18 protein-coding genes are annotated in these 20435 nt (G+C 57.3%); 11 read left to right on the forward strand and 7 right to left on the reverse strand.

The features are described from left to right. Window positions 1-106 precede the first annotated feature (106 nt). The 6 genes from ADG881_RS10575 (at window position 107) to ADG881_RS10600 (ending at window position 7000) form a co-directional block, all read left to right on the forward strand. Entirely contained in the window at window positions 107-706 is a 600-nt protein-coding gene (locus ADG881_RS10575; protein WP_007149083.1) for a TetR/AcrR family transcriptional regulator, read from the forward strand. Between the two features lie 164 nt (window positions 707-870). After that, window positions 871-2757, forward strand: coding sequence for an MFS transporter (locus tag ADG881_RS10580; RefSeq protein WP_039927381.1), 1887 nt, complete (start codon window positions 871-873; stop codon window positions 2755-2757). A 166-nt stretch (window positions 2758-2923) separates the two neighbouring features. Beyond that, window positions 2924-3583, forward strand: coding sequence for a DUF4393 domain-containing protein (locus ADG881_RS10585; protein WP_232211720.1), 660 nt, complete (start codon window positions 2924-2926; stop codon window positions 3581-3583). 3 nt (window positions 3584-3586) lie between these two features. Then, the gene (locus ADG881_RS10590) at window positions 3587-4843 is read left to right on the forward strand and encodes a hypothetical protein (RefSeq protein ID WP_007148562.1); all 1257 of its coding nucleotides are present in this window, start codon (window positions 3587-3589) and stop codon (window positions 4841-4843) included. 164 nt (window positions 4844-5007) lie between these two features. Beyond that, complete coding sequence (locus ADG881_RS10595; RefSeq protein ID WP_039926608.1) at window positions 5008-5544, forward strand: cytochrome b; 537 nt, start codon at window positions 5008-5010, stop codon at window positions 5542-5544. A gap of 103 nt (window positions 5545-5647) precedes the next feature. Next, window positions 5648-7000, forward strand: coding sequence for an SPFH domain-containing protein (locus ADG881_RS10600; RefSeq protein ID WP_007150065.1), 1353 nt, complete (start codon window positions 5648-5650; stop codon window positions 6998-7000). Between the two features lie 82 nt (window positions 7001-7082). On the opposite strand, the gene ADG881_RS10605 is transcribed toward ADG881_RS10600, so the two are convergent. Both ADG881_RS10605 and ADG881_RS10610 read right to left on the reverse strand, forming a co-directional pair. After that, window positions 7083-8357: an RDD family protein gene (locus ADG881_RS10605; protein ID WP_007148542.1), complete on the reverse strand. Its 1275-nt coding sequence runs from the start codon at window positions 8355-8357 to the stop codon at window positions 7083-7085. Further along, entirely contained in the window at window positions 8357-10045 is a 1689-nt protein-coding gene (locus ADG881_RS10610; RefSeq protein WP_007150896.1) for a molecular chaperone HscC, read from the reverse strand. Before ADG881_RS10610 ends, ADG881_RS10605 begins: the two co-directional genes overlap by 1 nt. A gap of 49 nt (window positions 10046-10094) precedes the next feature. Between ADG881_RS10610 and arfB the strand changes: the two genes are divergently transcribed. After that, a complete protein-coding gene (gene arfB, locus ADG881_RS10615; protein WP_007150564.1) occupies window positions 10095-10511 on the forward strand; it encodes an alternative ribosome rescue aminoacyl-tRNA hydrolase ArfB in 417 nt (138 codons plus the stop codon). 149 nt (window positions 10512-10660) lie between these two features. Beyond that, entirely contained in the window at window positions 10661-11617 is a 957-nt protein-coding gene (locus ADG881_RS10620) for an NAD(P)-dependent alcohol dehydrogenase (protein ID WP_007148682.1), read from the forward strand. A gap of 32 nt (window positions 11618-11649) precedes the next feature. Here the strand turns inward: ADG881_RS10620 and ADG881_RS10625 are convergent, their stop codons facing one another. From ADG881_RS10625 to ADG881_RS10635, 3 genes are all read right to left on the reverse strand, one after another. After that, a complete protein-coding gene (locus ADG881_RS10625; protein ID WP_083787477.1) occupies window positions 11650-12114 on the reverse strand; it encodes a hypothetical protein in 465 nt (154 codons plus the stop codon). A gap of 27 nt (window positions 12115-12141) precedes the next feature. Continuing rightward, window positions 12142-14322, reverse strand: coding sequence for an OsmC domain/YcaO domain-containing protein (locus ADG881_RS10630; protein ID WP_007148577.1), 2181 nt, complete (start codon window positions 14320-14322; stop codon window positions 12142-12144). An 88-nt stretch (window positions 14323-14410) separates the two neighbouring features. Continuing rightward, complete coding sequence (locus tag ADG881_RS10635) at window positions 14411-15097, reverse strand: TetR family transcriptional regulator (RefSeq protein WP_007149302.1); 687 nt, start codon at window positions 15095-15097, stop codon at window positions 14411-14413. Window positions 15098-15251: 154 nt separating this feature from the next. Here ADG881_RS10635 and ADG881_RS10640 point away from each other — a divergent pair, with 154 nt between their 5' ends. The 3 genes from ADG881_RS10640 (at window position 15252) to ADG881_RS10650 (ending at window position 19762) form a co-directional block, all read left to right on the forward strand. Continuing rightward, a complete protein-coding gene (locus ADG881_RS10640) occupies window positions 15252-16109 on the forward strand; it encodes a metal-dependent hydrolase (RefSeq protein WP_050760146.1) in 858 nt (285 codons plus the stop codon). Between the two features lie 177 nt (window positions 16110-16286). Continuing rightward, window positions 16287-18359, forward strand: a complete 2073-nt coding sequence (locus ADG881_RS10645) for a TonB-dependent receptor domain-containing protein (protein ID WP_007149584.1) — start codon at window positions 16287-16289, stop codon at window positions 18357-18359. 17 nt (window positions 18360-18376) lie between these two features. Next, on the forward strand, window positions 18377-19762 hold the full coding sequence (locus ADG881_RS10650; RefSeq protein ID WP_007150892.1) for a PepSY domain-containing protein: 1386 nt from the start codon (window positions 18377-18379) through the stop codon (window positions 19760-19762). Between the two features lie 18 nt (window positions 19763-19780). On the opposite strand, the gene ADG881_RS10655 is transcribed toward ADG881_RS10650, so the two are convergent. Further along, a complete protein-coding gene (locus tag ADG881_RS10655) occupies window positions 19781-20017 on the reverse strand; it encodes a DUF5062 family protein (RefSeq protein WP_007151596.1) in 237 nt (78 codons plus the stop codon). A 68-nt stretch (window positions 20018-20085) separates the two neighbouring features. Continuing rightward, on the reverse strand, window positions 20086-20435 hold a 350-nt coding region (locus tag ADG881_RS17755), incomplete at its 5' end, for a ComEC/Rec2 family competence protein (RefSeq protein ID WP_232211721.1).

Consider the following 20435-nt stretch of genomic DNA (forward strand, 5'->3'; position numbering starts at 1 on the left):
AGGCGCGCGGGCAAGAGCGGCGTTACGACATGCCTTTGCCGGGCTATCGTATCGTCGTTGCTTGCCTGGGCAGCCACTGAAACAACAACGACTATTGAGCATTAACATGGCACGCCGAAACCAACATAGCCGTGAAGAATTACAGGCCCTGGCAATCGATGCCGTGCGTGAGCTGGTCGCGGAGCATGGACTGGCCAAACTCAGTGTTCGCAAGGTGGCTGAAAAAATACGCTATACCCCGGGCATGCTCTATCACGTCTTCGCCAATCTGGATGACCTGATCCTGCACGCCAATGCGGCCACCCTCGACACCTTGTTGGCGGACATGAAGGCATCAGCGGATCTGGCCCCCTCCCGGGCCTTGCATCAGATGGCTAGCGCCTACCTGTCCCTGGCGCGCACGCAAACCGCTCTGTGGCAGATGGTCTTTATGCACCGTATGCAACATGCGGCGCCGGTGCCGCCCTGGTATCAGCAGCGCACGGCGCAATTGTTTGAGCGGGTAGAACAGCAAATGGCCCGGATGGCAGACCAGCAGTCCACCGAGGCGATCCATCTGGCAGCCCGAACCCTGTGGAGCAGTGTCCATGGTATCGCGGTACTGGCGGCAGAAAACAAACTGGAAGTGGCCGGTGATGTGGATGAACAGGCCATGCTGGATTCGTTGCTGGAAAACTATCTGAAAAGCTGGGCGAGGGAGAGTTGAAAGTTCAAAGTTGCAACGCGAACGATGTTCTACATTACGGCAAATGTGGTGCCCGCGTTCATGGGTAATGGCGCGGGCAGAGCTTTCCAGAATCTGACAATCAGGATCGCGCTTTTAAACTTTGAACGTTGAACTCAAACCCGAACAAAACCAAGGGCGAAAAAATGCAGAAAGGGTTGTTTTCATTATTGGCTTCACGGCGTTTTGGGCCGTTTTTCTTTACCCAGTTTTTGGGGGCTTTCAACGACAACGTATTTCGTCAGGCGCTGATTCTGCTGATTGCTTCCGGTGTGGTTAGCACGGTCAGTGTTAACACCCTGAATAATGTCGCGCTGGCACTGTTTATTGTGCCGTTCTTTTTGTTTTCCGCACTGGCCGGGCAAGTGGCAGACAAGTACGACAAGGCCACCCTGGTGCGCAAGATCAAGATGGTGGAAGTGTTCATCATGTCTGCTGCCGCAGTGGGTTTCTTTTTTGATGGCGTCTATTTCCTGTTGGCCGTGCTGTTTTGCATGGGCCTGCAATCCACCTTTTTCGGGCCGATTAAATATTCGATTATCCCCCAGCACCTGACCGACAAGGAGCTGGTATCCGGTAATGCGTTGGTAGAAATGGGCACCTTCCTGGCGATCCTGCTGGGCTCCATTTCCGGCGTGCTGCTGAAGATGGATGGCGTGGGTGATGGCGTCGTTGCCATGACAGTGGTGGGATTGGCGGTTCTGGGGTATTTGGCCGCCAGAGGCATTCCTGCCGCCCCGGCTGCGGATGCGTCAATCAAGATCAACTGGAATTTGTGGAAAGAAACCTGGCACATCGTCGGCTATGCACGGGAAGTGAAATCCGTATGGATGTGTGTGTTGGCAATTTCCTGGTTCTGGTTCATGGGCGCGGCCTATACCACCCAGCTCAAGGTCTATGTGGACGATTACCTGTTCGGCACCGATGGTTTGTACGCTCTGCTTCTGGGTACCTTTTCCGTGGGGATTGGTTTGGGTTCATTCCTGTGTGAAAAACTCTCCGGCAAACGGGTAGAGCTGGGGCTGGTGCCGTTGGGGTCCATTGGCCTGAGTGTGTTCGGTATCGATTTGTTCTTCTCCTATGCCGGGTTGGCAGGCATGGGGCAGGTAACGGGTAACACCATCGGCATTGCCAGTTTCCTGCAGCAGGCCGGTGGTTACCGGGTGTTGATGGACCTGCTTGGTATCGGGGTGTTCGGCGGTTTCTATATCGTGCCGCTGTTTGCCTTTATCCAGCACCGGGCCAACCCCAAACACCTGTCACGGATCATCGCCGCCAACAATATTCTCAATGCCCTGCTGATGGTGTTGTCAGCGGTGGCAGGGATTGTGCTGATCGGGTTGCTGGAACTGACTGTGCCACAGTTTTTCCTGGCCCTGGCGCTGACCAATATTCTGGTGGCCTCCTACATTTACACCGTGGTACCGGAATTCCTGATCCGCTTGCTGGTGTGGATGCTCACCCACACCATGTACCGGGTAAAACACACGGGCATGGACAATATTCCCGATGAAGGCCCCTGCATGCTGGTCTGCAACCACGTCAGTTATGTGGATGCCCTGTTGCTGGGGGGTGCCATTCGCCGCCCGGTCCGGTTTGTCATGTTTAAACCGATCTATGACATGCCATTGCTCAATTATATTTTCCGCACCGGCAAGACCATCCCGATTGATTCCAAGACCCGTAATCCGGAGATTTATCAGCAGGCGTTTGAGCGTATCCGGGAAGAATTGGCCGCTGGGGAAGTGGTCTGTATCTTTCCGGAAGGGCGGTTGACCGAAGACGGTGAGATCGATGAATTCCGCGCCGGTATTGAGAAAATTGTCAATGACAGCCCGGTGCCAGTGATCCCCATGGCCCTGTCGGGGTTGTGGGGGAGCTTTTTCAGCCATAAGGGCGGCAAGGCCCTGACCCGTCTGCCCCGCCGTTTCTGGTCGCGTATCAAACTGGCCGTTGGCACCGGTGTGCCTCCCCAGGACGTGCAGGCCAGTGATCTGCGTGAGCGGGTGCTGGCCCTGCGCGAGCGCCCCTGATTCAGCCTGGCGGGCAGGTCGGTTGCGTAAAACATACGCACAGTAACTTGCAGTCGGTTAAAAAGACCGGACACTCAATAATAAAGGGCGCTGTGTATCCTTTGCGGGTATGGATGGAACGTAAGCCAAGTGGCGCCCACAACGACAATAACAACAGGGAACGAATGTGTCTGACTCCCCCCTCTCGCCCGCTTCGCTGCGGACGCGAATCCAGCAGCTGTTGTTGCAGCTGCCTCCGGTACAACGGGCAGACGCCCGTTACCACGAGGTGGAGCAGGAGCTGCTTCACGGCTTGAAGCATCGCCTGGAATCGCTCAATGAGCCCGGTGAGCTGGAAGGCCCGCCGCACAGCCTGCACGAGTTGCTGGATGTGTCCATGGAGCAAAGTGTTTCCCAGGCCCAGGCCATGTTGTTGCAGCGCCAGCTGGAGCAGCTCACCGCAGATGAGGCACGGTTGCTGGCTGCGCTTTCTGACGGCAGTGCCTTTCCCCTGCTGACGGTACAAAGCGGTGGGCGTTTCTCCCGTGGCGAAGTGCTGCATCGTTATTCCAACGTGGGCCGGGCCGCCGGGATTCAGTGCAATGACTTTATTGCCCTGTACCTGAGCCGGTTGTTTGCCCAGGGCCTGGTGATTGCCAGCGCGTTCACCGAATCCCTGCGCACGGATTACGAGCTGTGCGAAGGCGATAGCGGTTTCCGCTCAGCGGAAGCCGAGCTGAAAACCCACCTGCCAAAACTGTCCACCCGCCGGGAAACCCTGCGAATCAGTCCATTGGGTCGTCAGCTGTGGGCGTTGATGACCATCCCTGCGGACGTTGAGGAGTAGCCCGTGATTACCGATCTGGATTTGATTCTGGCCGACTTGCAGGCTAACTGGATACTGTATCTTTCCATGCCGTTTGTGGCAGCGGCGATTGGCTATGGCACCAAGGTGGTGGCCATCAAGATGATGTTCAAGCCACTGAAGTTTGTCGGCTGGCGTCCTTTTTTTGGCTGGCAGGGCATCGTGCCCAGCAAGGCGGCCACCATGGCCAGCATTGCCTGCGATTTGATGATGGAACGGTTGCTGAAACCGGAGGACGTGTTCAACAAGCTGGATCCTCACCGGGTGGCGGAGGAAATTCGTGATCCGCTGATCCGATCAGTGGAAGACATCACCCGGGAAGTGGCGGCGGAATATCAGCCGGGCCTGTGGGAAGCGGCACCGGAATCAGTGAAACGGCTGATCATCCAGCGGATCCAGAATGAAGCACCCCACATGGTCGAGCAGATCATGGAGGACATCAAAAGCAATATTACCCGGGTGTTTGACCTCAAGGATCTGGTGATCAATGCGTTGGTGCGCGACAAGGAATTGCTCAACCGGGTGTTTCTGGAAGCCGGCCATGTGGAATTCAAGTTCATCCGTAATTCCGGCATCTATTTCGGTTTTGCCATCGGCATCATTCAGGCGGTGGTATGGGCCTTTACTCATAATATCTGGGTGATTCCCCTGTTCGGGTTGTTCACCGGCTGGTTCACCGACTGGCTGGCGCTGAAAATGATCTTTAACCCCAAACAGCCGGTGCGCTATCTGGGCCTGTTCGAATGGCAGGGGTTGTTCCTCAAGCGGCGCAAACAGGTTGCTGCCCGTTACGGGGAGCTGGTCGCCAGTGAAATCGTTACCCCGGCAGCGGTGATCGAAGCCATTCTCAAGGGCCCCATGTCGGACCGTCTGTTCGGCCTGGTGCAAAAGCAGGTGCAGCGAACCCTGGATGAACAGTCAGGGTTCGCCAAGCCATTGGTCGTCTTTGCTGTTGGCAGCACCAAATATCAGGAAATGAAACGCTCGGTGTCGGAAAAGGTCATGCAGCATTTGCCGGAAACCCTCAGCCACATGGAGGCGTATGCGGAAGAAGCCATGGACCTGAAAAACCTGATGGTGGAAAAAATGCAGGAACTCACCGAGGAAGAATTTGAAGGGTTACTGCGCCCGGCATTCCAGCAGGATGAATGGATTCTGATTACCGTGGGGGCGCTGCTGGGGTTCCTGGTCGGCGAGCTCCAGGTGCATGTGATGATCCACTTTGCTGTTCCGGTAGTCTGACGGGACAAGACCATAAGAGCAGGTCGACATCGGGTCGGCCTGCGCTTCGATTCTTCTCCCAAACCGTGTCTAGATCCATATTGTCTGCACATTTCCCTGCCATGGTTATAGCCTTTACACGAACATCCCCAGGCAGCCCTTGCGCCACCTAACAGGAGAGGTCCATGTCTTTGAACGATTCCCCCAAGCGTTACGGTAGCTTCACTCGGTTGCTGCACTGGAGTATGGCGCTGTTGTTAATCTGGCAGTTTCTCTCTGCGTTGGCGCATTACGGATTCGAAGACACGGCGTTTGAATCGTTTTTCTGGCCAACGCACAAACCCCTTGGCTTGATTTTGATTGTATTGACAGTGATCCGGTTGGGGTGGGCGCTGGTGAATCTGAGTCGGCGCCCGCCTTCCATCAACCTGGCGGCTAAATTGGGGCACGCCGGACTGTATGGATTATTACTGTTGATTCCCGCCCTTGCCCTGCTGCGTCAATACGGCTCCGGCCGTGCATTTGAGCCGTTCGGGCTACCACTGATGTCAGGTTTCGACGGCGACAAGATAGCCTGGATGGTGGAACCGGGTAACCTGCTTCACGGTGTGCTGGGTTGGGTGCTGCTGGCCATGATCGTTGGCCATATCGGTATGGCCCTGCTGCACCGCAAGCAATCCGGGCAGATTAATGTGCTGCCACGCATGTGGGGAAAAGACTGAATCGGGACCCTGTGCGAGTTTTCGAAATGTAAGACATTGGCCACTACCGTTATTGAAATCGCGCCGTAAAATATGCCCTTCTAAAAATGAGACTGGGGGCATCATGATTACGGAAAAATTGAAGGGGGCAATGCCGTTAGGGCGCGTTGCGGTTGGGGTTATCAGCATTCTGGCGCTGCTTATTGTTGCCAACAAATCCATTTTCTACGCGGAACCGGGTTACGTGTATCACGTGCGTACCATCACCGGGCAGGAAAAGGTGGTGTCGGATGTGGGTTATCAGTTCTTTCTTTTCGGCCGCTGGAATTCCTGGAAACGCGCCCTGACCGTGCAGGCGGTGCGGGGTGGCAGTGAAACCCTGGATTACGTGGAAGTGGAGAACTCGGAAACGTCGGCGGCCCTGCCACCGCAGAACATCATGTTCCTGGACCAGGTGGATGCCAATGCCCAGGCCACGGTGCGCTTTACCATTCCCACCGATCAGGAAAGCTTTCTGCACCTGGCCCATGAGTACCGTACGCCAGCGAATCTACTACGCACGGCACTGATCCCTGCGTTCAAGGAAACCCTGCAAGCCAATGCGTCATTGATGAGCGCCGAAGAGTATTACTCCGGCGGGCGTACCGAATTCAATACCGAGTTCGAAAACCAGATGATCAATGGCATCTACATTGTCCGCCGTGAAGAAATCAGCCAGAAACGCGTGGGTGAAATCAAAGGCAGTGCCAACGTGGCCATGGGCACCGAGCAACAAGACTACGGCGACGATGCCAAGGTGGTCTTCGTGGTACGCAAGATGCTCGACGATACCGGCGTGCCCCGGCGGAAGTCCCAGCGTTTTATTGATTACGGTGTCACCGTAGTGGAAGCCCGGGTGACCCAGATGGATCCCAACCAGCGCTTCGTGGAACGCATGCAGCTCAAGCAGAAAGCCTCTGCAGACCGGGCCATCGCCCGCGAGCAACGGGTGCAGGAAGAAGAACAGCGGCTGCTGGCCATTGCCCGTGGTGAGCGGGAAGTGGCTGAGCGCCAGGCGGAAGCCAAGGTAGACCAGATTCAGCGCACCACGGAAGCGGAAACCGAAAAGCAGCTGGCGATTACCAAGGCACAAAAGCTTAAGGAACAGGCGGAAATTGAAAAACAGACTGCAGAAATCAATCTGGAGAAAGCGCGGGTAGAAGCGGAGACACGTCGCACCCTGGCCGATGCAGAAGCTTACCAGAAGCGGGAAATTCTGCGCGCGGATAACGCCCTGGCCCAGAAGCTGGATGCCGAAATCCAGATTCAGAAGATCTGGGCAGAAGCCTTTGCGCAGCGCAAAGTGCCGCAGTATGTGTTTGGTGGTGGCAGCAATGGCACGCCCACAGGAGCGGATACGGAAACCAAGGCGTTTATGCAGATGTTGACGCTGGATGCGGCCAAGCGCTTGAGTTATGAACGGGACCTGAATAAGTAAGCCCGGCTCGCCGGGTTAGCGCCTTGCTAACTCGGCGTCCTTCTGGTCGTTTTGTTTGGCCGGGCGTGGATATTTCCCCGCCCTATTCCGATTTGCGATACTGAATCACATAGCTGCGGCTGATGCGGTCGTGCAGCAGATGCCCTTTCATAAAGGCATTCACAATAAAAATCACCTTCCACAAAATACCGGTCAGGCAAAATGCGATGATGCGCCCGACATTGTGTAATGGGTGCAGTCGCTGTAGCCGCCGACTGGTAACGCGCATGCCCAACAATCGTTTCCCCGGTGTGGATTGCATCGAGCTGGATTCCATGATCAGCGCCATCAGCAAATAGAGTGGTACGGCCAGTATTATGGCGAGTGGTGCGCCGCTTTCGTCACTGCTGCCGCCGAAACGGTGCAGCGCCTCGGCCACAAAAATAGCGCCGACCACCACCAGAAACATGTCCATGGCAAAGGCCAGCATGCGCAGCAAATAACTGCCCATGATCACTTCCTCCGGTGCCACTTGCGGGGGTTTCTTTTTCTGTGCGAACACCCCCTGGCCACCGCGTACGGCCTTGATGGCGTCCTGGTTCAGCGGGGTATCGTCGAGGATACGAAAGAGTGAATCGCAGGTGTCTTCACCAAAATCCTCATTCAGCCAGCGCCGCTGCCCTTCCCAGTTGAACAGTCCGTTCAGGTAACGGACCACCGGGTACGACAGCGGCGGCTGACCGGATTGCTGCTGTTCAGCCAGCACGGCAAACAGGGCATGGCCAAGCCGGTGGTTAAAGGCGTCGTCCAGTATCAGTGGTGTGCGGGTAAGAAAATGCCAGCGATCAGCTTGTTGCGCCCCCTCCGGTTGCTGCAGAAGCTCGCGGGCTTGAGCCAACAGTGCTGCCAGCGTTTGATCCTGCTCATCGGTACCGACCACGGGCCCGCCAGGGGTATCCAGAGGGGCGGGTTCGTCGTCAATGGGAGGGGGCGGCGTGGGCGCAAGTTGTACCGACCAGCTGGCCTGTTTCAGCGTTTCGTCCGGTTCCGGGTCAGTGACAAAGGTGTCGTGGCTGGGCGGCGGGGTATGGGCTGGGCCCGGCACCAGTTCCGGCTCGGGTTCCGGCCTGGTTTCCACTGGTTCCTGGGGCGCGGGCGAGAGCGGCTCGCTGTGCCAGCCTTCCGGGGGTGACGCCGGGGCGTCTTGCGATGACTGTTGTTCGGCCCAGGCCAGTGCCTGCTTGTAAGCCTGGTGCAGTTGCTGGAAGCCCTGGGGGGTTTCGTCCGGGCGGGTCTGTTTGAGTTGTTTGGCGTAGGCGCGCTTGATTGCCCGCGCGTCGGCGGTCGGTTCAATCTGCAGGCTATCCCAGGGCGGCATCAGAACCAGTCCTCGCTCTCCAGGCTATCCAGCGCCTCTTTCACCTGTTTCTGAATGCGTGCAATGTCTGCGGGGTTCTGATCGTCGAGGACTTTTTCAAACCGCTTCATGACGTCGGCGATATACTCACGGCGATCGCCCAGGCTGGATTCGTACAGGCGCTCGCCTCGGGCAATCAGGGCGCGGTTGTCTTCGCCATCACGGGGATGAAATTTCAGGGCCGCGAGTTTTTCCCGGGCGGCCTGTTTTTGCTCGTCACTCAGGGCGCCTGGGGCGTGTTCGATCAGGTGGCTGTGGACCTGGCCGGTGGATTCCACGGTCACGTCCACTTCCAGTAAACCGTTCATGTCGTAACTGTAGCGAATATCCACCGCTTGCTCGCCTCGCTGGCCTTTGGGCACCCGCACATTCAATTCGCCAAGAAAGACATTCTTTTCCACGTAGCGGTTTTCGCCCTGGTATACCTTGATGGTCAGTTCGGTCTGGTCGTCGTAGGCAGTGCATACCTGCCGGGCAATGCTCACGGGAACCACGCAATTACGCTCGATGATGGGCATGAAATAATCGCCCAGCTTGCTGTTGTCGCGGTTGATCACCCCGGTGCCCAGGGTGTACGGACACACATCGGTCAGCACGACATCGTCCAGGGCTTCGTTGCGCATCATCAGGCCGGCCTGGATCGCCGCGCCCATGGCCACCACGGTATCCGGGTCCAGATGACAGGACGGCAGGCGGCCGAACATCTTGCCCACGGTGGAGCGGAAAATGGCCAGTCGGGTGGAGCCACCCACGAGCACCACGTCGTCGATCTTGCTCGGGTGGGTACTGGAATCGCGCAGCGCCCGCTCGATAGGGTGCTTGGCGCGCAACAGCAGCGGCGTGCTGACCTGGGTGAACCAGTCGCTGGTGACCACGTGCTCCACGGTCTTGCTGCCCAGGTCCAGTGACAGGGTCTGGTCTGCCGGGCCCAGCTTGCGCTTGGCGCCTTCCATCTGCAGGTACAGTTGTTGCAGCCGTTGAGGCTTCAGGTCATCACGACGCAGGGCATGTTCGCGGAGCACGTCATCGACCATGGCATCGACGAAGTCTTCGCCGCCGAGAAAGTTGTCCCCGGCGCTGGCGTGGACTTCCATGATGCCGTCGAAAAATTCCAGCAGTGATACATCAAAGGTGCCGCCGCCCAGATCCAGAATCAGGAACAGGCCTTCCTGTTTTTCGTGTAGGCCGTAGGCAATGGCTGCCGCCGTGGGCTCGTTGATCAGGCGCTCCACTTTCAGGCCCGCCAGTTCGGCGGCCTGCTTGGTGGCGTGGCGCTGGTTGTCGTTGAAGTAGGCGGGCACGCTGATGACCGCCTCGGTGACGGCCTCACCCAGGTAGGCCTCGGCGTCATCCTTGAGCGAGCGCAGCACCAGCGACGACAGCTCCGTGGCCGTAAAGGCCTGGCGCCCCAGTTTGATCTTGTGGTCGGTGCCCATCAGCCGTTTGAAAGCGGCCACTGTCCTGTCGCTGTGGTTGATCAAGCGTTGCCGGGCAGTACGGCCGACGATCAGCTCGCCCTGGGTGTCCAGCCCCACCACCGAGGGCGTCAGCACCTCGCCCAGCCGGTTCGGTATCAGTTTGACCCCCTCGTCCGTCCAGATGCCACAGGCACTGTTGGTGGTCCCCAGGTCGATACCGATAATGGTCATGCGCGTTCCTTGTTGTTAGGCTGACAGCCCCGATGCAGTCGCCGTGGTTATGCTTCAAGTCAGCCGTAATTTACAGATTCCCGACAACGAGATCGACCTGCAGGCGATCCGTGCCCAGGGCAGTGGTGGCCAGAATGTGAACAAGGTCGCTTCGGCGATCCATTTGCGGTTCGACATTCGCGCCTCGTCCCTGCCCGACCGTTATAAGGAAAAACTGCTGGCGTTGAGTGACCAGCGTATTACCAGCGACGGTGTCGTCGTCATCAAGGCCCAACAGTTCCGCACCCAGGAAATGAACAAGGAAAATGCCCTGGCGCGGCTGGCTCAATTGATCAAGGGTGTGACCGTGGAGCAGAAGCCCCGCAAGGCCACGCGCCCGACACTGGGCAGCAAGCGCCGACGCCTGGACAGCAAGACCAAACGGGGCAAGACCAAGTCCCTGCGCGGCAAGGTGGATCCGAACTGACGTTTTCTGCAGCAGCGTCACCAGCGACGCGCCGGATTGACACAATGGACCCGTCTCTTTGGCGCTATTGGATTGCTCACATCGCCCTGCCCTTTGTTAAGCTTGGGGCCGCATCAATCCTTACGCATCCACCCCTGCGGAGCCATACCATGAAAGCCATTGCCACCACTGGCTGGGGCCTCAAGCCCGTCCTTTCCCTGATTGAGACTGATGAACCCGGCGGATTGAAACCGGATGACGTGCTGGTGTCGGTCCATGCGGCGTCGGTGAATCCCAAGGACTGGAAGCTGAATTACAATCTGGCGGTGGCGGCCAGCCCGGTCATGGTCAGACACCTGCCGCCGCTTTTTGGTGATGATCTGGCCGGCATCGTGGTGGACAAGGGCCGCAACGTGCGAGATTTCGAGATCGGTGATGCGGTCTACGGTATGGACATGCGCCTGCGCACCGCATCCCTGGCCGAGCTGGCCCGCATTAGCCAGCGTCGCATCGCCAAAAAACCGGAGAGCCTGTCATTTGCGCAAGCCGCGGCCATGCCGTTGGCCTCCCTCACTGCGTTGCAGGGGTTGCATAAAGGGAAGGCCGAAGCCGGAAAATCCGTGCTGATTATTGGCGCGTCAGGTGGCGTCGGTAGCTTTGCAGTGCAAATAGCGAAAAATCTGGGCCTGCATGTGACCGGGGTGTGTAGTGGCCGGAATACGGACTTTGTTCGCGAGCTGGGTGCCGATGCGGTGATTGATTACACCCAGGGGGATTACCGCCAATCGGCCGGTGTATTCGACCTGGTGTTTGATGTGACGTCCTATGAAACCCCGCTGACCTGCGCGGCGTTGCTGGGCAAGAAAGGCTACTTCATTTCTACCGGTGGCGATGGAAAATCCATGTTGGGCACGCCGTTCTACCGGTTGTTGGGCAAAAAAGCCGGCACAGTGGTGGTGGAATCCTATCGTCGTGATCTGGAAACCCTGAAGGCCATGGTGGAAGCCGGTACCCTGACGCCAATTATCGACAGCACTTTCACGCTGGCAGAAAGCGAGGCGGCCTATAACCGCAGCCGCTCCGGGCGCTGTCGGGGGAAGGTGGTGATTGAAGTGGCCAGCGATTAAGAGGCGCTTCAGCCTCTTCCCAAACACCGTCGTTAGTCGCTCCTTGTCCCCATCAATCGCACCGCAACGCCCGTTGCGGTGTCGCCATGTTGAGAACCGAACAGACTGATCCACCGCCCTCTTTCCAAAATCAGTGTGCCCTGTGCTGTACTGCGCCCTTTTCGGGTGGTGTAGTCACCGGCGTATTCAAACCGGAAGGCATTGGCCGTGTCTGGCGCTGGCTGTACAGCGTAGCCCAGCAGAAACTGTTGGGAGGAGACGAAGCTCTTATCCCCGATATGAACGGCAACGGTCAGCTCGTTGGCCGCGTCCATAAAGGCCGGCAACGGGTCTGGCGAGTGCCCATCAGGGGCCACAGCCGCGCATTCACAATAACGCACTTCCAACTGCAACGGTGTGGCGGAAAGAAAGGCGTCCAGCGAGGCTGTATCGGCTTGTACAACAGCGGGTAACAGGAAGAACACTATTCGCCAAACAGAGTTCGTAATGGCTGTCATCGGGACTCCACCGCGTTTCGTTTACACTCAGGTTTTCGCTGCCCGTGCAGCGTGCAGCTTCTTATAGCTTTCAATCAGGCGCTGGTGTTTTTCCAGCCCGTCCAGTTGCATGTTGGTGGGGGTCAGGCCGGGAAAGCGAACGCTGCCTTCAACCGCGCCGATGACCGTTGCCAGGGTCTCTTCGCCGTACATGCGCCCCAGGTTGTGACGGTAGTCGTCCAGTTCCAGCTCGTCATCCAGGGTGATTTCCAGTACCGCATTCACGGCCCGGTAAAACAGGCCCCGTTCCACGGTGTTGTCGTTGAACTGCAGGAACATTTCTACCAGCTCCAGGGCGTCTTCATGGCGTTGTAGCGTCAGGTAAATCAGCAGCTTCAGTTCCAGGATGGTGAGCTGCCCCCACACGGTGTTTTCGTCGAACTCGATACCGATCAGGGTGATGATGTCGGTGTAGTTGTCGATCTGGCTTTCTTCCAGACGTTCGGCCAGTTGCCCCAGTTGCTCATCGCTGAGGCGGTGCAGATTGAGAATGTCTTCGCGATAATCCAGCGCCATATTGGTGTTGTCCCAGATCAGGTCTTCCACCGGGTACACCTCGGAAAAGTCGGGAACCAGGATGCGGCACACCGGGGCACCGAGCTCTTCGTGCACGGCCACATAGGCGTCCTTTTCCAGTGTTTCAAGGATGCCGAACAGGCGCGCGCTTTCTTCCTCGGTGGTGCCTGAAAAGTCCCACTCGCAGAAATCTTCGTCCGCCTGGGCGCTGAAGAAGCGCCAGCTCACCACACCGCTGGAATCGATGAAGTGTTCCACGAAATTATTGGGTTCGCAGACTTCCTGACTATTGAAGGTGGGTGGCGGCAAATCGTTGAGGCCTTCGAAGCTGCGCCCCTGCAGCAGTTCGGTAAGGCTGCGCTCCAGGGCCACTTCAAAGCTGGGGTGGGCGCCAAAGGAGGCAAAAACGCCGCCGGTGCGCGGGTTCATCAGGGTTACGCACATGACCGGGAACTGCCCGCCCAGGGACGCATCTTTCACCAGCACCGGGAAGCCCTGCTCCTCCAGTGCGTTGATGCCTTCGACAATGCCGGGGTACTTGGCCAGCACGTCCTGGGGCACATCCGGCAGGGCAATTTCTTCTTCAATAATGTGCTTCTTGACCGCGCGCTCGAAAATTTCCGACAGGCACTGGACCTTGGCTTCGGCCAGGGTGTTGCCCGCGCTCATGCCGTTACTCAGGTACAGGTTTTCAATCAGGTTGGAGGGGAAGTACACCGTCTCGCCATCAGACTGGCGCACGAACGGTAGCGCGCAGATTCCCCGGTCGGTCCGGCCGGAGTTGGTATCAATCAGGTTGGAGCCGCCCAGTTCCCCTTCCGGGTTGTAAATGCCCAGGCAGTAGTCATCCAGAATGCCCTCGGGTAGCGCGTCGTTGGGTCCGGGTTTGAACCACTTTTCGTTGGGGTAATGGACGAAGTCGCTGTTGGCAATGTCTTCGCCGAAGAACTGGTCGTTATAGAAGAAGTTGCAATTGAGGCGCTCGATAAACTCGCCCAGTGCGGAACACAGGGCGGCTTCCTTGGTGGCGCCTTTGCCGTTGGTAAAGCACATGGGCGAGGCCGCATCACGGATATGCAGTGACCACACATGGGGCACGATGTTGCGCCAGGAGGCGATCTCGATCTTCATGCCCAGCTCCGCGAGGATCGCGGTCATGTTGGCGATGGTCTGCTCCAGCGGCAGGTCCTTGCCTTCGATAAAGGTGCGGTGGGCCTCGTCCGGCTCCACCATCAGCAGGGCCTGGGCGTCTTCGGTGAGGCTGTCCACCTGTTCGATCTGGAAGTCCGGCCCGGTCTGGATCACCTTTTTCACTGTGCAGCGGTCGATGGAGCGCAGAATTCCCTGCCGGTCCTTGTCGGAAATATCCTCCGGCAGCTCCACCTGAATCTTGAAGATCTGGTTATAGCGGTCTTCAGGGTCAACGATGTTGTTCTGCGACAGGCGAATATTGTCGGTGGGGATGTCCCGGGCCTTGCAGTACACCTTTACGAAATAGGCCGCGCACATGGCGGACGATGCCAGGAAATAGTCAAACGGACTGGGTGCCGAGCCATCGCCCTTGTAGCGGATGGGTTGGTCGGTGATGACGGTGAAGTCGTCGAACTTGGCTTCCAGGCGAAGGTTGTCGAGGAAGTTGACGTTGATTTCCATGGCGGGGCTACCGGGTCGGGGGAATGACTGTGGCGGCCATTATCCAGCTTTTGGGGGGTGCCGTCTTGGGCGGCGGGCGCGAGCGTCTTTATATTTGCCCTTCGTTACCCTGCTGCATGGCCAGTGCCCCCCAGCCCAGCAACAGGATAAACCGCTCTGCCTGTTCCTTTAGCTCTTCACGCCGCTCAGGCTCCTCCAGGTATTCAAAGCCGATAAAAGTCATCTGCCGGATAACGGCATGGGCGATATCGGGAATCATTTTTTCATCCGTCATCGGTAGTGTCAGGTCGAGGGTGAGATCATTGGCTAAATCCTTGGCGATGTTACTCACCAGCTCTTGGGTCGCTTTGCGCAACAGTGGCGAGGCACCGTGTATTTCACGGATGCCTGTGATGTAAGCATTTCTGTTGGCAGCAAAATGATCCAGCGTCAGGTCCAGAGACGCACTCACCACCCGCTGTGCACGTTCTATGATTGCAGCCAACTCCTTGGTTTTGCTTTGTGGAATGTCGCGCATGGGGAGGCGCCAGCAATCACGCACAGAAGCTCGAAGTCCTGCGCCAAGCTGGTGAATCATGGTGAGGGCGAAGTCGTCAAAATTCTCGAAATGGCGGTAGAAGGTATTGGGGTTCAGCCCGGCTACGCGCGCGATTTCCCGCAATCCCAGTGAAGCCAGACTTCGTGTGGTGGAGGCCAATATCAAGGCGGCCTGGATTAATCGATCCCGGCCGCCTCCCTTTTTGTTGTCTTGCCTGGATTCATTCTTGTCACTCATGCCTATAGGTTACGGAGTTTTCGGGAATGATTCCAAGCAGTCATGAGAATGGCTTGGTTGACAGTGGGTATACGAGTGTCTACATTGCCGTTAGTGCACAGATGTATACTTTTGCCGTCAGGGTGATGACGGCCCGACTGGAGGAGGTTTTATCATGACAACATCAACAACTAACCGACCAGAATCCGGCATGACATATATGCCGACCTTGCGCAATCTGCGTTTCAATCTGGACCCGCAAAAAATTGCCACCTGGAACAAGGGGAGCATCCATCTTTCCCAGTTCATGAACTCTTTGTCGCTATTTTTCCCTGTGGGGGAGCGTTTCTTCATTGATAGTGTTCGTAACTATCGTGACACAGTGAGTGATAGCGAGCTGAAAAAGGCGGTGTCGGCTTTTATTGGCCAAGAAGCCATGCACGGCCGGGAGCATGACGAATATAACGGTGCGTTGTTTGACCGCATACCTGCAACACGAAAAATGGAAGCGTTTGTGGCAGGGCTTCTCAGGCAGGTACAGAGACTGCCGAAAAGTTGGCAGCTGTCTGCAACCATCGCATTGGAGCATTTTACGGCCATTCTTGCGGATGCTCTGCTTACCGAGCCGCGCATCCTGGAAGACGCGGATATACGTTATTCTCGCTTGTGGCTCTGGCACGCCCTGGAAGAAACCGAGCATAAGGCCGTGGCTTATGATGTCTGGGTCGGTGTTATGGGCAAAGGCCCTTACGCGTATCTCTTGCGCACAGGAGGGTTGCTGGTGGCGTCTGTAGTCTTTTGGTCGATAGCTGTGCCTTTCTACCTCCGGGTGATTTTTCACGAAAAGCAGTTGACCAATCTGAAGGGCTGGGGGCAGCTGTTTCAGTATGCGTTTGGGGGAATCGGTGTCCTGCGTAAACTGGCGGGTCCGTGGATGGACTATTTTCGGCCATCGTTTCATCCCTGGGACCATGACAACCGTGCTTTACTTGCCCAGATTGACACACTGGAAAAGGAAATAGAGGCAGCCTGATCCATCGCCCGGCCGTTGGTATAGAAGGGAGTGCCTCCCTCTTGCCTTCGGCATTCACCGACCTGCGACAAAATGCCGCATGTTGGTGGTGCGGCCGGTCCCATAGAATCCCCCCGCCGATGCACTGCGCATTAAAGTCATTCATGAACCGGAATCGGTTCATTGGGGGAGTACGCCATGTTTCTGACCGCACGCCAGCCTTTTATTGCCTGTCTGGGCGTCTTCCTGCCACTGGTCACGTTTGCCGAAGACCAGGATGCGTATGTTCTGGATGCGGTGACGGTACAGGCTCAACCTGGTCCGACAGCACAAGGCAAAGTGGACCTGGAGCGCGAGCAGGCCCTGACGCCGGGCGGGGTCACCTTGCTGGAAGCGGAAGACCTGACCGAGCGTAACGTGGTCAGTATCGGCGATATGCTGCGTTATGTGCCGGGGATGTGGACAGGCACTGGCTCCACCGGTGACGACACCTTTATTTCCAGCCGGGGTTCCAACCTGGATGCGGTTGCCTACGATGGTAATGGCATCAAGTTGATGGTCGACGGGTTGCCGGTGACTGCTGCCGATGGCAACAACCACAACAGCTTTATCGATCCGCTGGCGGCCCGATATGCGGTGATTGCCCGTGGCGCCAACGCGCTCACGTATGGGGCCAGCACCCTGGGCGGTGCGATTAATTTCATCAGCCCCACGGCGCGCAATACCGACAATCAGATTTACCTGAGCGGCGGTAGCCACGGCACCGTACAAAGCCGCATTACGGCGGGTGGTGTTGAGGGTGATCTGGATGGCCTGGTGACGGTGGAGCAGCGCAGCTATGACGGTTTTCGCGATCACCAGGAACAACAGCGTGGTAGCGTTTATGCCAACACCGGCTGGCAGATCAATGACGCGGTGGAGAACCGGTTTTATTTCACCTATGTGGACAATGATCAGGAGCTTCCCGGCTCACTGACACAAGCTCAGTTTGACGACGACCCCTATCAGGCGAACCCGAATAATATCCCCGGTAACTTCCTCAAGAATGTGGAAAGCTGGCGTGTCGCCAACCGTACCCAGTGGCAATTGAGCGACACCAGCAATCTGGTTGTGGGCTTCTCCTTTGAGGACCAGCACCTTTACCACCCCATCGTTGAAAACCCTTTCTTCAGCCTGCTTATCGATAACGACCAGACCACCTTTGGTACCAACATTCGTTATGACAAGCAGTTGGGTAACCACGATTTGCTGTTTGGCCTCAACTATGGCGAAACCCGGGTGAAGGGTGGTAATTATTCTCATACTGGCGGCATTCGTGGCGCCCTTGATGTACGGGTCGATAACAAGGCCGATAACCTGGAAATCTTCGCTATGGATCGCTGGCATTTTGCCGATCGCTGGACGCTGATCTACGGCGCCCAGGCGGTTACCGGCACCCGCGAAGTGGATAATGTGACGGTTGCTTCAGGCGCGGAACGCAATCCCAAAGATGACTATGAATCCATCAATCCGCGTGTGGGGGTGATTTATCAGGTAGCGGACCGCAGTGAGTTGTTTGCCAATGTCAGCAAGCTTTATGAAGCGCCTACCTTGTACGAACTGGAAGACGATGCGGATGCCAGCGATGAAACCCTGAATGCCATGCAGGGCGTGGTCGGGGAAATCGGTACCCGCGGTGCGGCCCCTTTGGGGCAGGCCAGCGAATGGAACTGGGAAGTATCGGTTTACTATGCCCAGCTGGAAGATGAAATCCTGTCCATGGATAACCCGTCGGCATCTGGCACCAGCCTGGCCCTGAACGTGGAAGATACCATTCACGCCGGCGTGGAAGCGCTGGTCGGCGCCAGCTTTGCGTTGGGTAATGACGGCCAGCGTATTGAACCGCTGCTGAGCATGACCTACAACGATTTCACCTTCGACAACGACCCGGAGTATGGCGATAACCAACTGCCGGTGGCGCCAACCTTTTTCATCAAGGGCGAAGTCATGTATCGCCATGGCAATGGCTTCTTCGCCGGCCCCACCTTCGACATTGTCGATGATCGTTACGGTGACTTCGCCAATAACAAGGATGTGGACGGTTATGAGCTGCTGGGTTTACGCACCGGCGTTACCCGCGATAGCTGGGAAGTCTATCTGGAAGGTCGCAACCTCACCGACGAAGTGTATGTCACCAATGTGAGCGTCAGTAACGACGAAACCATTAATCCGGTCGGCATTCAGGCGGGCGAACCGCGCTCTGTTTATGCTGGCGTCCGTTTCGACTTTTGAATTAAAGAGTGTCTGACATGACCCGCACATTACCCTCTTCGTCTGCGTCCCGTCGTTTCTATGCGGCCGTATGGCGCTGGCATTTTATGATTGGCGTGCTGGTCATTCCCTTCCTGTTCCTGCTGGCGTTCAGTGGTTTGCTCATGCTGTTGAGCAAGCCACTGGATAGTGTTCTGAACGAATCGTTGTTGACGGTGAAAGTGGGCGAGAAGCCGCTGCCGGTAACCGTGTTGCTGGAGAGCGTCGAGCAGCACTATCCACTGGCGTCGGTGAAATTGTATTTGCCGCCGGAGGCGGAAGATCAGTCAGCCCGATTTTCCCTGCAGCCCCATTCGCATGCGGGCCATGGTGGCCACCATGCGCCTTCTACCTTGGTGTACCTGAACCCATACACCGGCGAGATACTGGGTGACCAGGACCCGGCGGCAAGCCTGTATTCTCGTATCAAAACATTCCATGGCTCGCTTTTTATGGGTTCGCTGGGGGATGCGTTGATAGAGATTGCCGCTGGCCTGGCGGTATTGATGATCGTCTCTGGCTTGTATCTGGCCTGGCCCAAGGGCGGCGAGCGGCCTCCGGCGCCGGCCAAAAAAGCAGGCCAACGGGAAGGCTGGCGCCGCTGGCATCTGAGCCTGGGTTGGTTGATCGCGTTGCCGCTGCTGTTCTTTCTGGTTTCCGGGCTGGCCTGGACCAATATCTGGGGTGGCAAGATCGTACAGCCCTGGGGCTCGCTGCCCGGCACCACCTATAAAGCCAGGCAGGCCGTTGAGACGGAACAGAAAACAGAACGGCCGCCGGTGACCGATCATGCCTCCATGAACGAGGCAGGCTTGCATCGAGTGCCCTGGGCGGTGGAGCAAACCCCCATGCCCGAGTCGGCGTCCGGGGAGGCCACCTTGCAACTGGATGAGGTGGAGGCATTGGCCGCTCATCAGGGGTTGGAGCATTTCCGGGTGCACTTCCCGCAAGGCGACAGTGGCGTGTGGACGGTGTCTGCCACCACCATCGCGGGTGATATCGAAAACCCGACCGGCGAACGCATTGTGCATCTGGGCCAACACAGTGGTCAGGTGCTGCAGGACATCCGCTTTGCGGACTACCCCGTTATGGGCAAGGCCATGGCCGCGTCTATTCCCTTGCACCAGGGGGATTTGGGATTGTGGAACTGGCTACTGAATGTGCTGTTGGTGTGCCTGATCATGGCATTGATCGTCACCGGCGCGCTGCTGTGGTGGAAGCGTCAGTCACGGCGGGCGCCACCGAAGGCGGAGCGAGCACCGGCCCGTGCGGTTGCCGTGATCATGCTGGTGGTTGCCCTGGCCTTCCCGTTATCCGCTGCCGCCTTGCTCGGCATTATTTTGCTGGATGTCGTACTCACGGCGCGTAAAACCGCCAAGGCGTAGCGCGACTTTATTGTTCCGTTATTTTTGTTTGGAGGCCCAGATCGCCAGCTTGTGCTGAATGGCCGGCTGTGACACCTGGTCTTCCGGCAGTGGCTGGATGACCTTGTCATGGACCAGCAGGCGGTAAATATAAAGCAGCTTCTCGGACGCGGAATCGGTGGCTTCAAATTCCACCACGCCGCGCTTTTCCGCGTAGGCGACGCCCATCACTATGGCTTTCTTGACCAGTTCTTTCTCGTTCTTCAGTTTCTTCATGGGTCTCTCCGTCACCGCTGGCTCGACTTGCAGCTTGGCACAAAGCAGGCGGAGGAATAAGAGGCGGGTTACTCCAGTGATAACAGCAGTGGTTGCGGAGTGGCAAACAAGCGCGAGGCCCATAAAGGCTGGGAGCCTGCTCGGCTCGTCAGGCAGGGGCAACTCTGGAAAGGCTCAACAAACCTGATTTTCTGTGGGAAGCGATGCTTGCTCAACTGCCGTGTCGCATGGCTGCGGGTCAACCTGGCGATACAGGCGACCGCACCTAATGACACCCACAGGCTCGCTGACAACGCATCCAGCGGCGTGATCAACAACACCACCAACAAGGCCATACCCAAGGCGCGCCACAGCGAAACCGGCACTCGCCACCACTGGGCCAGTGCCACCACGATCAGCATTACTAGTGCACGCATGG

The organism is Alcanivorax sp. DG881, assembly GCF_000155615.1.
Taxonomy (GTDB): domain Bacteria; phylum Pseudomonadota; class Gammaproteobacteria; order Pseudomonadales; family Alcanivoracaceae; genus Alcanivorax.

Excerpts from the sequence above, each read along its gene's own strand:
- arfB (WP_007150564.1), top strand. The coding sequence starts at position 10,095 with ATGCTTCAAGTCAGCCGTAATTTACAGATTCCCGACAACGAGATCGAC.
- ADG881_RS10650 (WP_007150892.1), top strand. The coding sequence starts at position 18,377 with ATGACCCGCACATTACCCTCTTCGTCTGCGTCCCGTCGTTTCTATGCG.
- ADG881_RS10655 (WP_007151596.1), bottom strand. The coding sequence starts at position 20,017 with ATGAAGAAACTGAAGAACGAGAAAGAACTGGTCAAGAAAGCCATAGTG.
- ADG881_RS10595 (WP_039926608.1), top strand. The coding sequence starts at position 5,008 with ATGTCTTTGAACGATTCCCCCAAGCGTTACGGTAGCTTCACTCGGTTG.
- ADG881_RS10620 (WP_007148682.1), top strand. The coding sequence starts at position 10,661 with ATGAAAGCCATTGCCACCACTGGCTGGGGCCTCAAGCCCGTCCTTTCC.
- ADG881_RS10580 (WP_039927381.1), top strand. The coding sequence starts at position 871 with ATGCAGAAAGGGTTGTTTTCATTATTGGCTTCACGGCGTTTTGGGCCG.
- ADG881_RS10640 (WP_050760146.1), top strand. The coding sequence starts at position 15,252 with ATGACAACATCAACAACTAACCGACCAGAATCCGGCATGACATATATG.
- ADG881_RS10575 (WP_007149083.1), top strand. The coding sequence starts at position 107 with ATGGCACGCCGAAACCAACATAGCCGTGAAGAATTACAGGCCCTGGCA.
- ADG881_RS10645 (WP_007149584.1), top strand. The coding sequence starts at position 16,287 with ATGTTTCTGACCGCACGCCAGCCTTTTATTGCCTGTCTGGGCGTCTTC.
- ADG881_RS10610 (WP_007150896.1), bottom strand. The coding sequence starts at position 10,045 with ATGACCATTATCGGTATCGACCTGGGGACCACCAACAGTGCCTGTGGC.
- ADG881_RS10605 (WP_007148542.1), bottom strand. The coding sequence starts at position 8,357 with ATGCCGCCCTGGGATAGCCTGCAGATTGAACCGACCGCCGACGCGCGG.
- ADG881_RS10600 (WP_007150065.1), top strand. The coding sequence starts at position 5,648 with ATGATTACGGAAAAATTGAAGGGGGCAATGCCGTTAGGGCGCGTTGCG.
- ADG881_RS10625 (WP_083787477.1), bottom strand. The coding sequence starts at position 12,114 with ATGACAGCCATTACGAACTCTGTTTGGCGAATAGTGTTCTTCCTGTTA.
- ADG881_RS10630 (WP_007148577.1), bottom strand. The coding sequence starts at position 14,322 with ATGGAAATCAACGTCAACTTCCTCGACAACCTTCGCCTGGAAGCCAAG.
- ADG881_RS10635 (WP_007149302.1), bottom strand. The coding sequence starts at position 15,097 with ATGAGTGACAAGAATGAATCCAGGCAAGACAACAAAAAGGGAGGCGGC.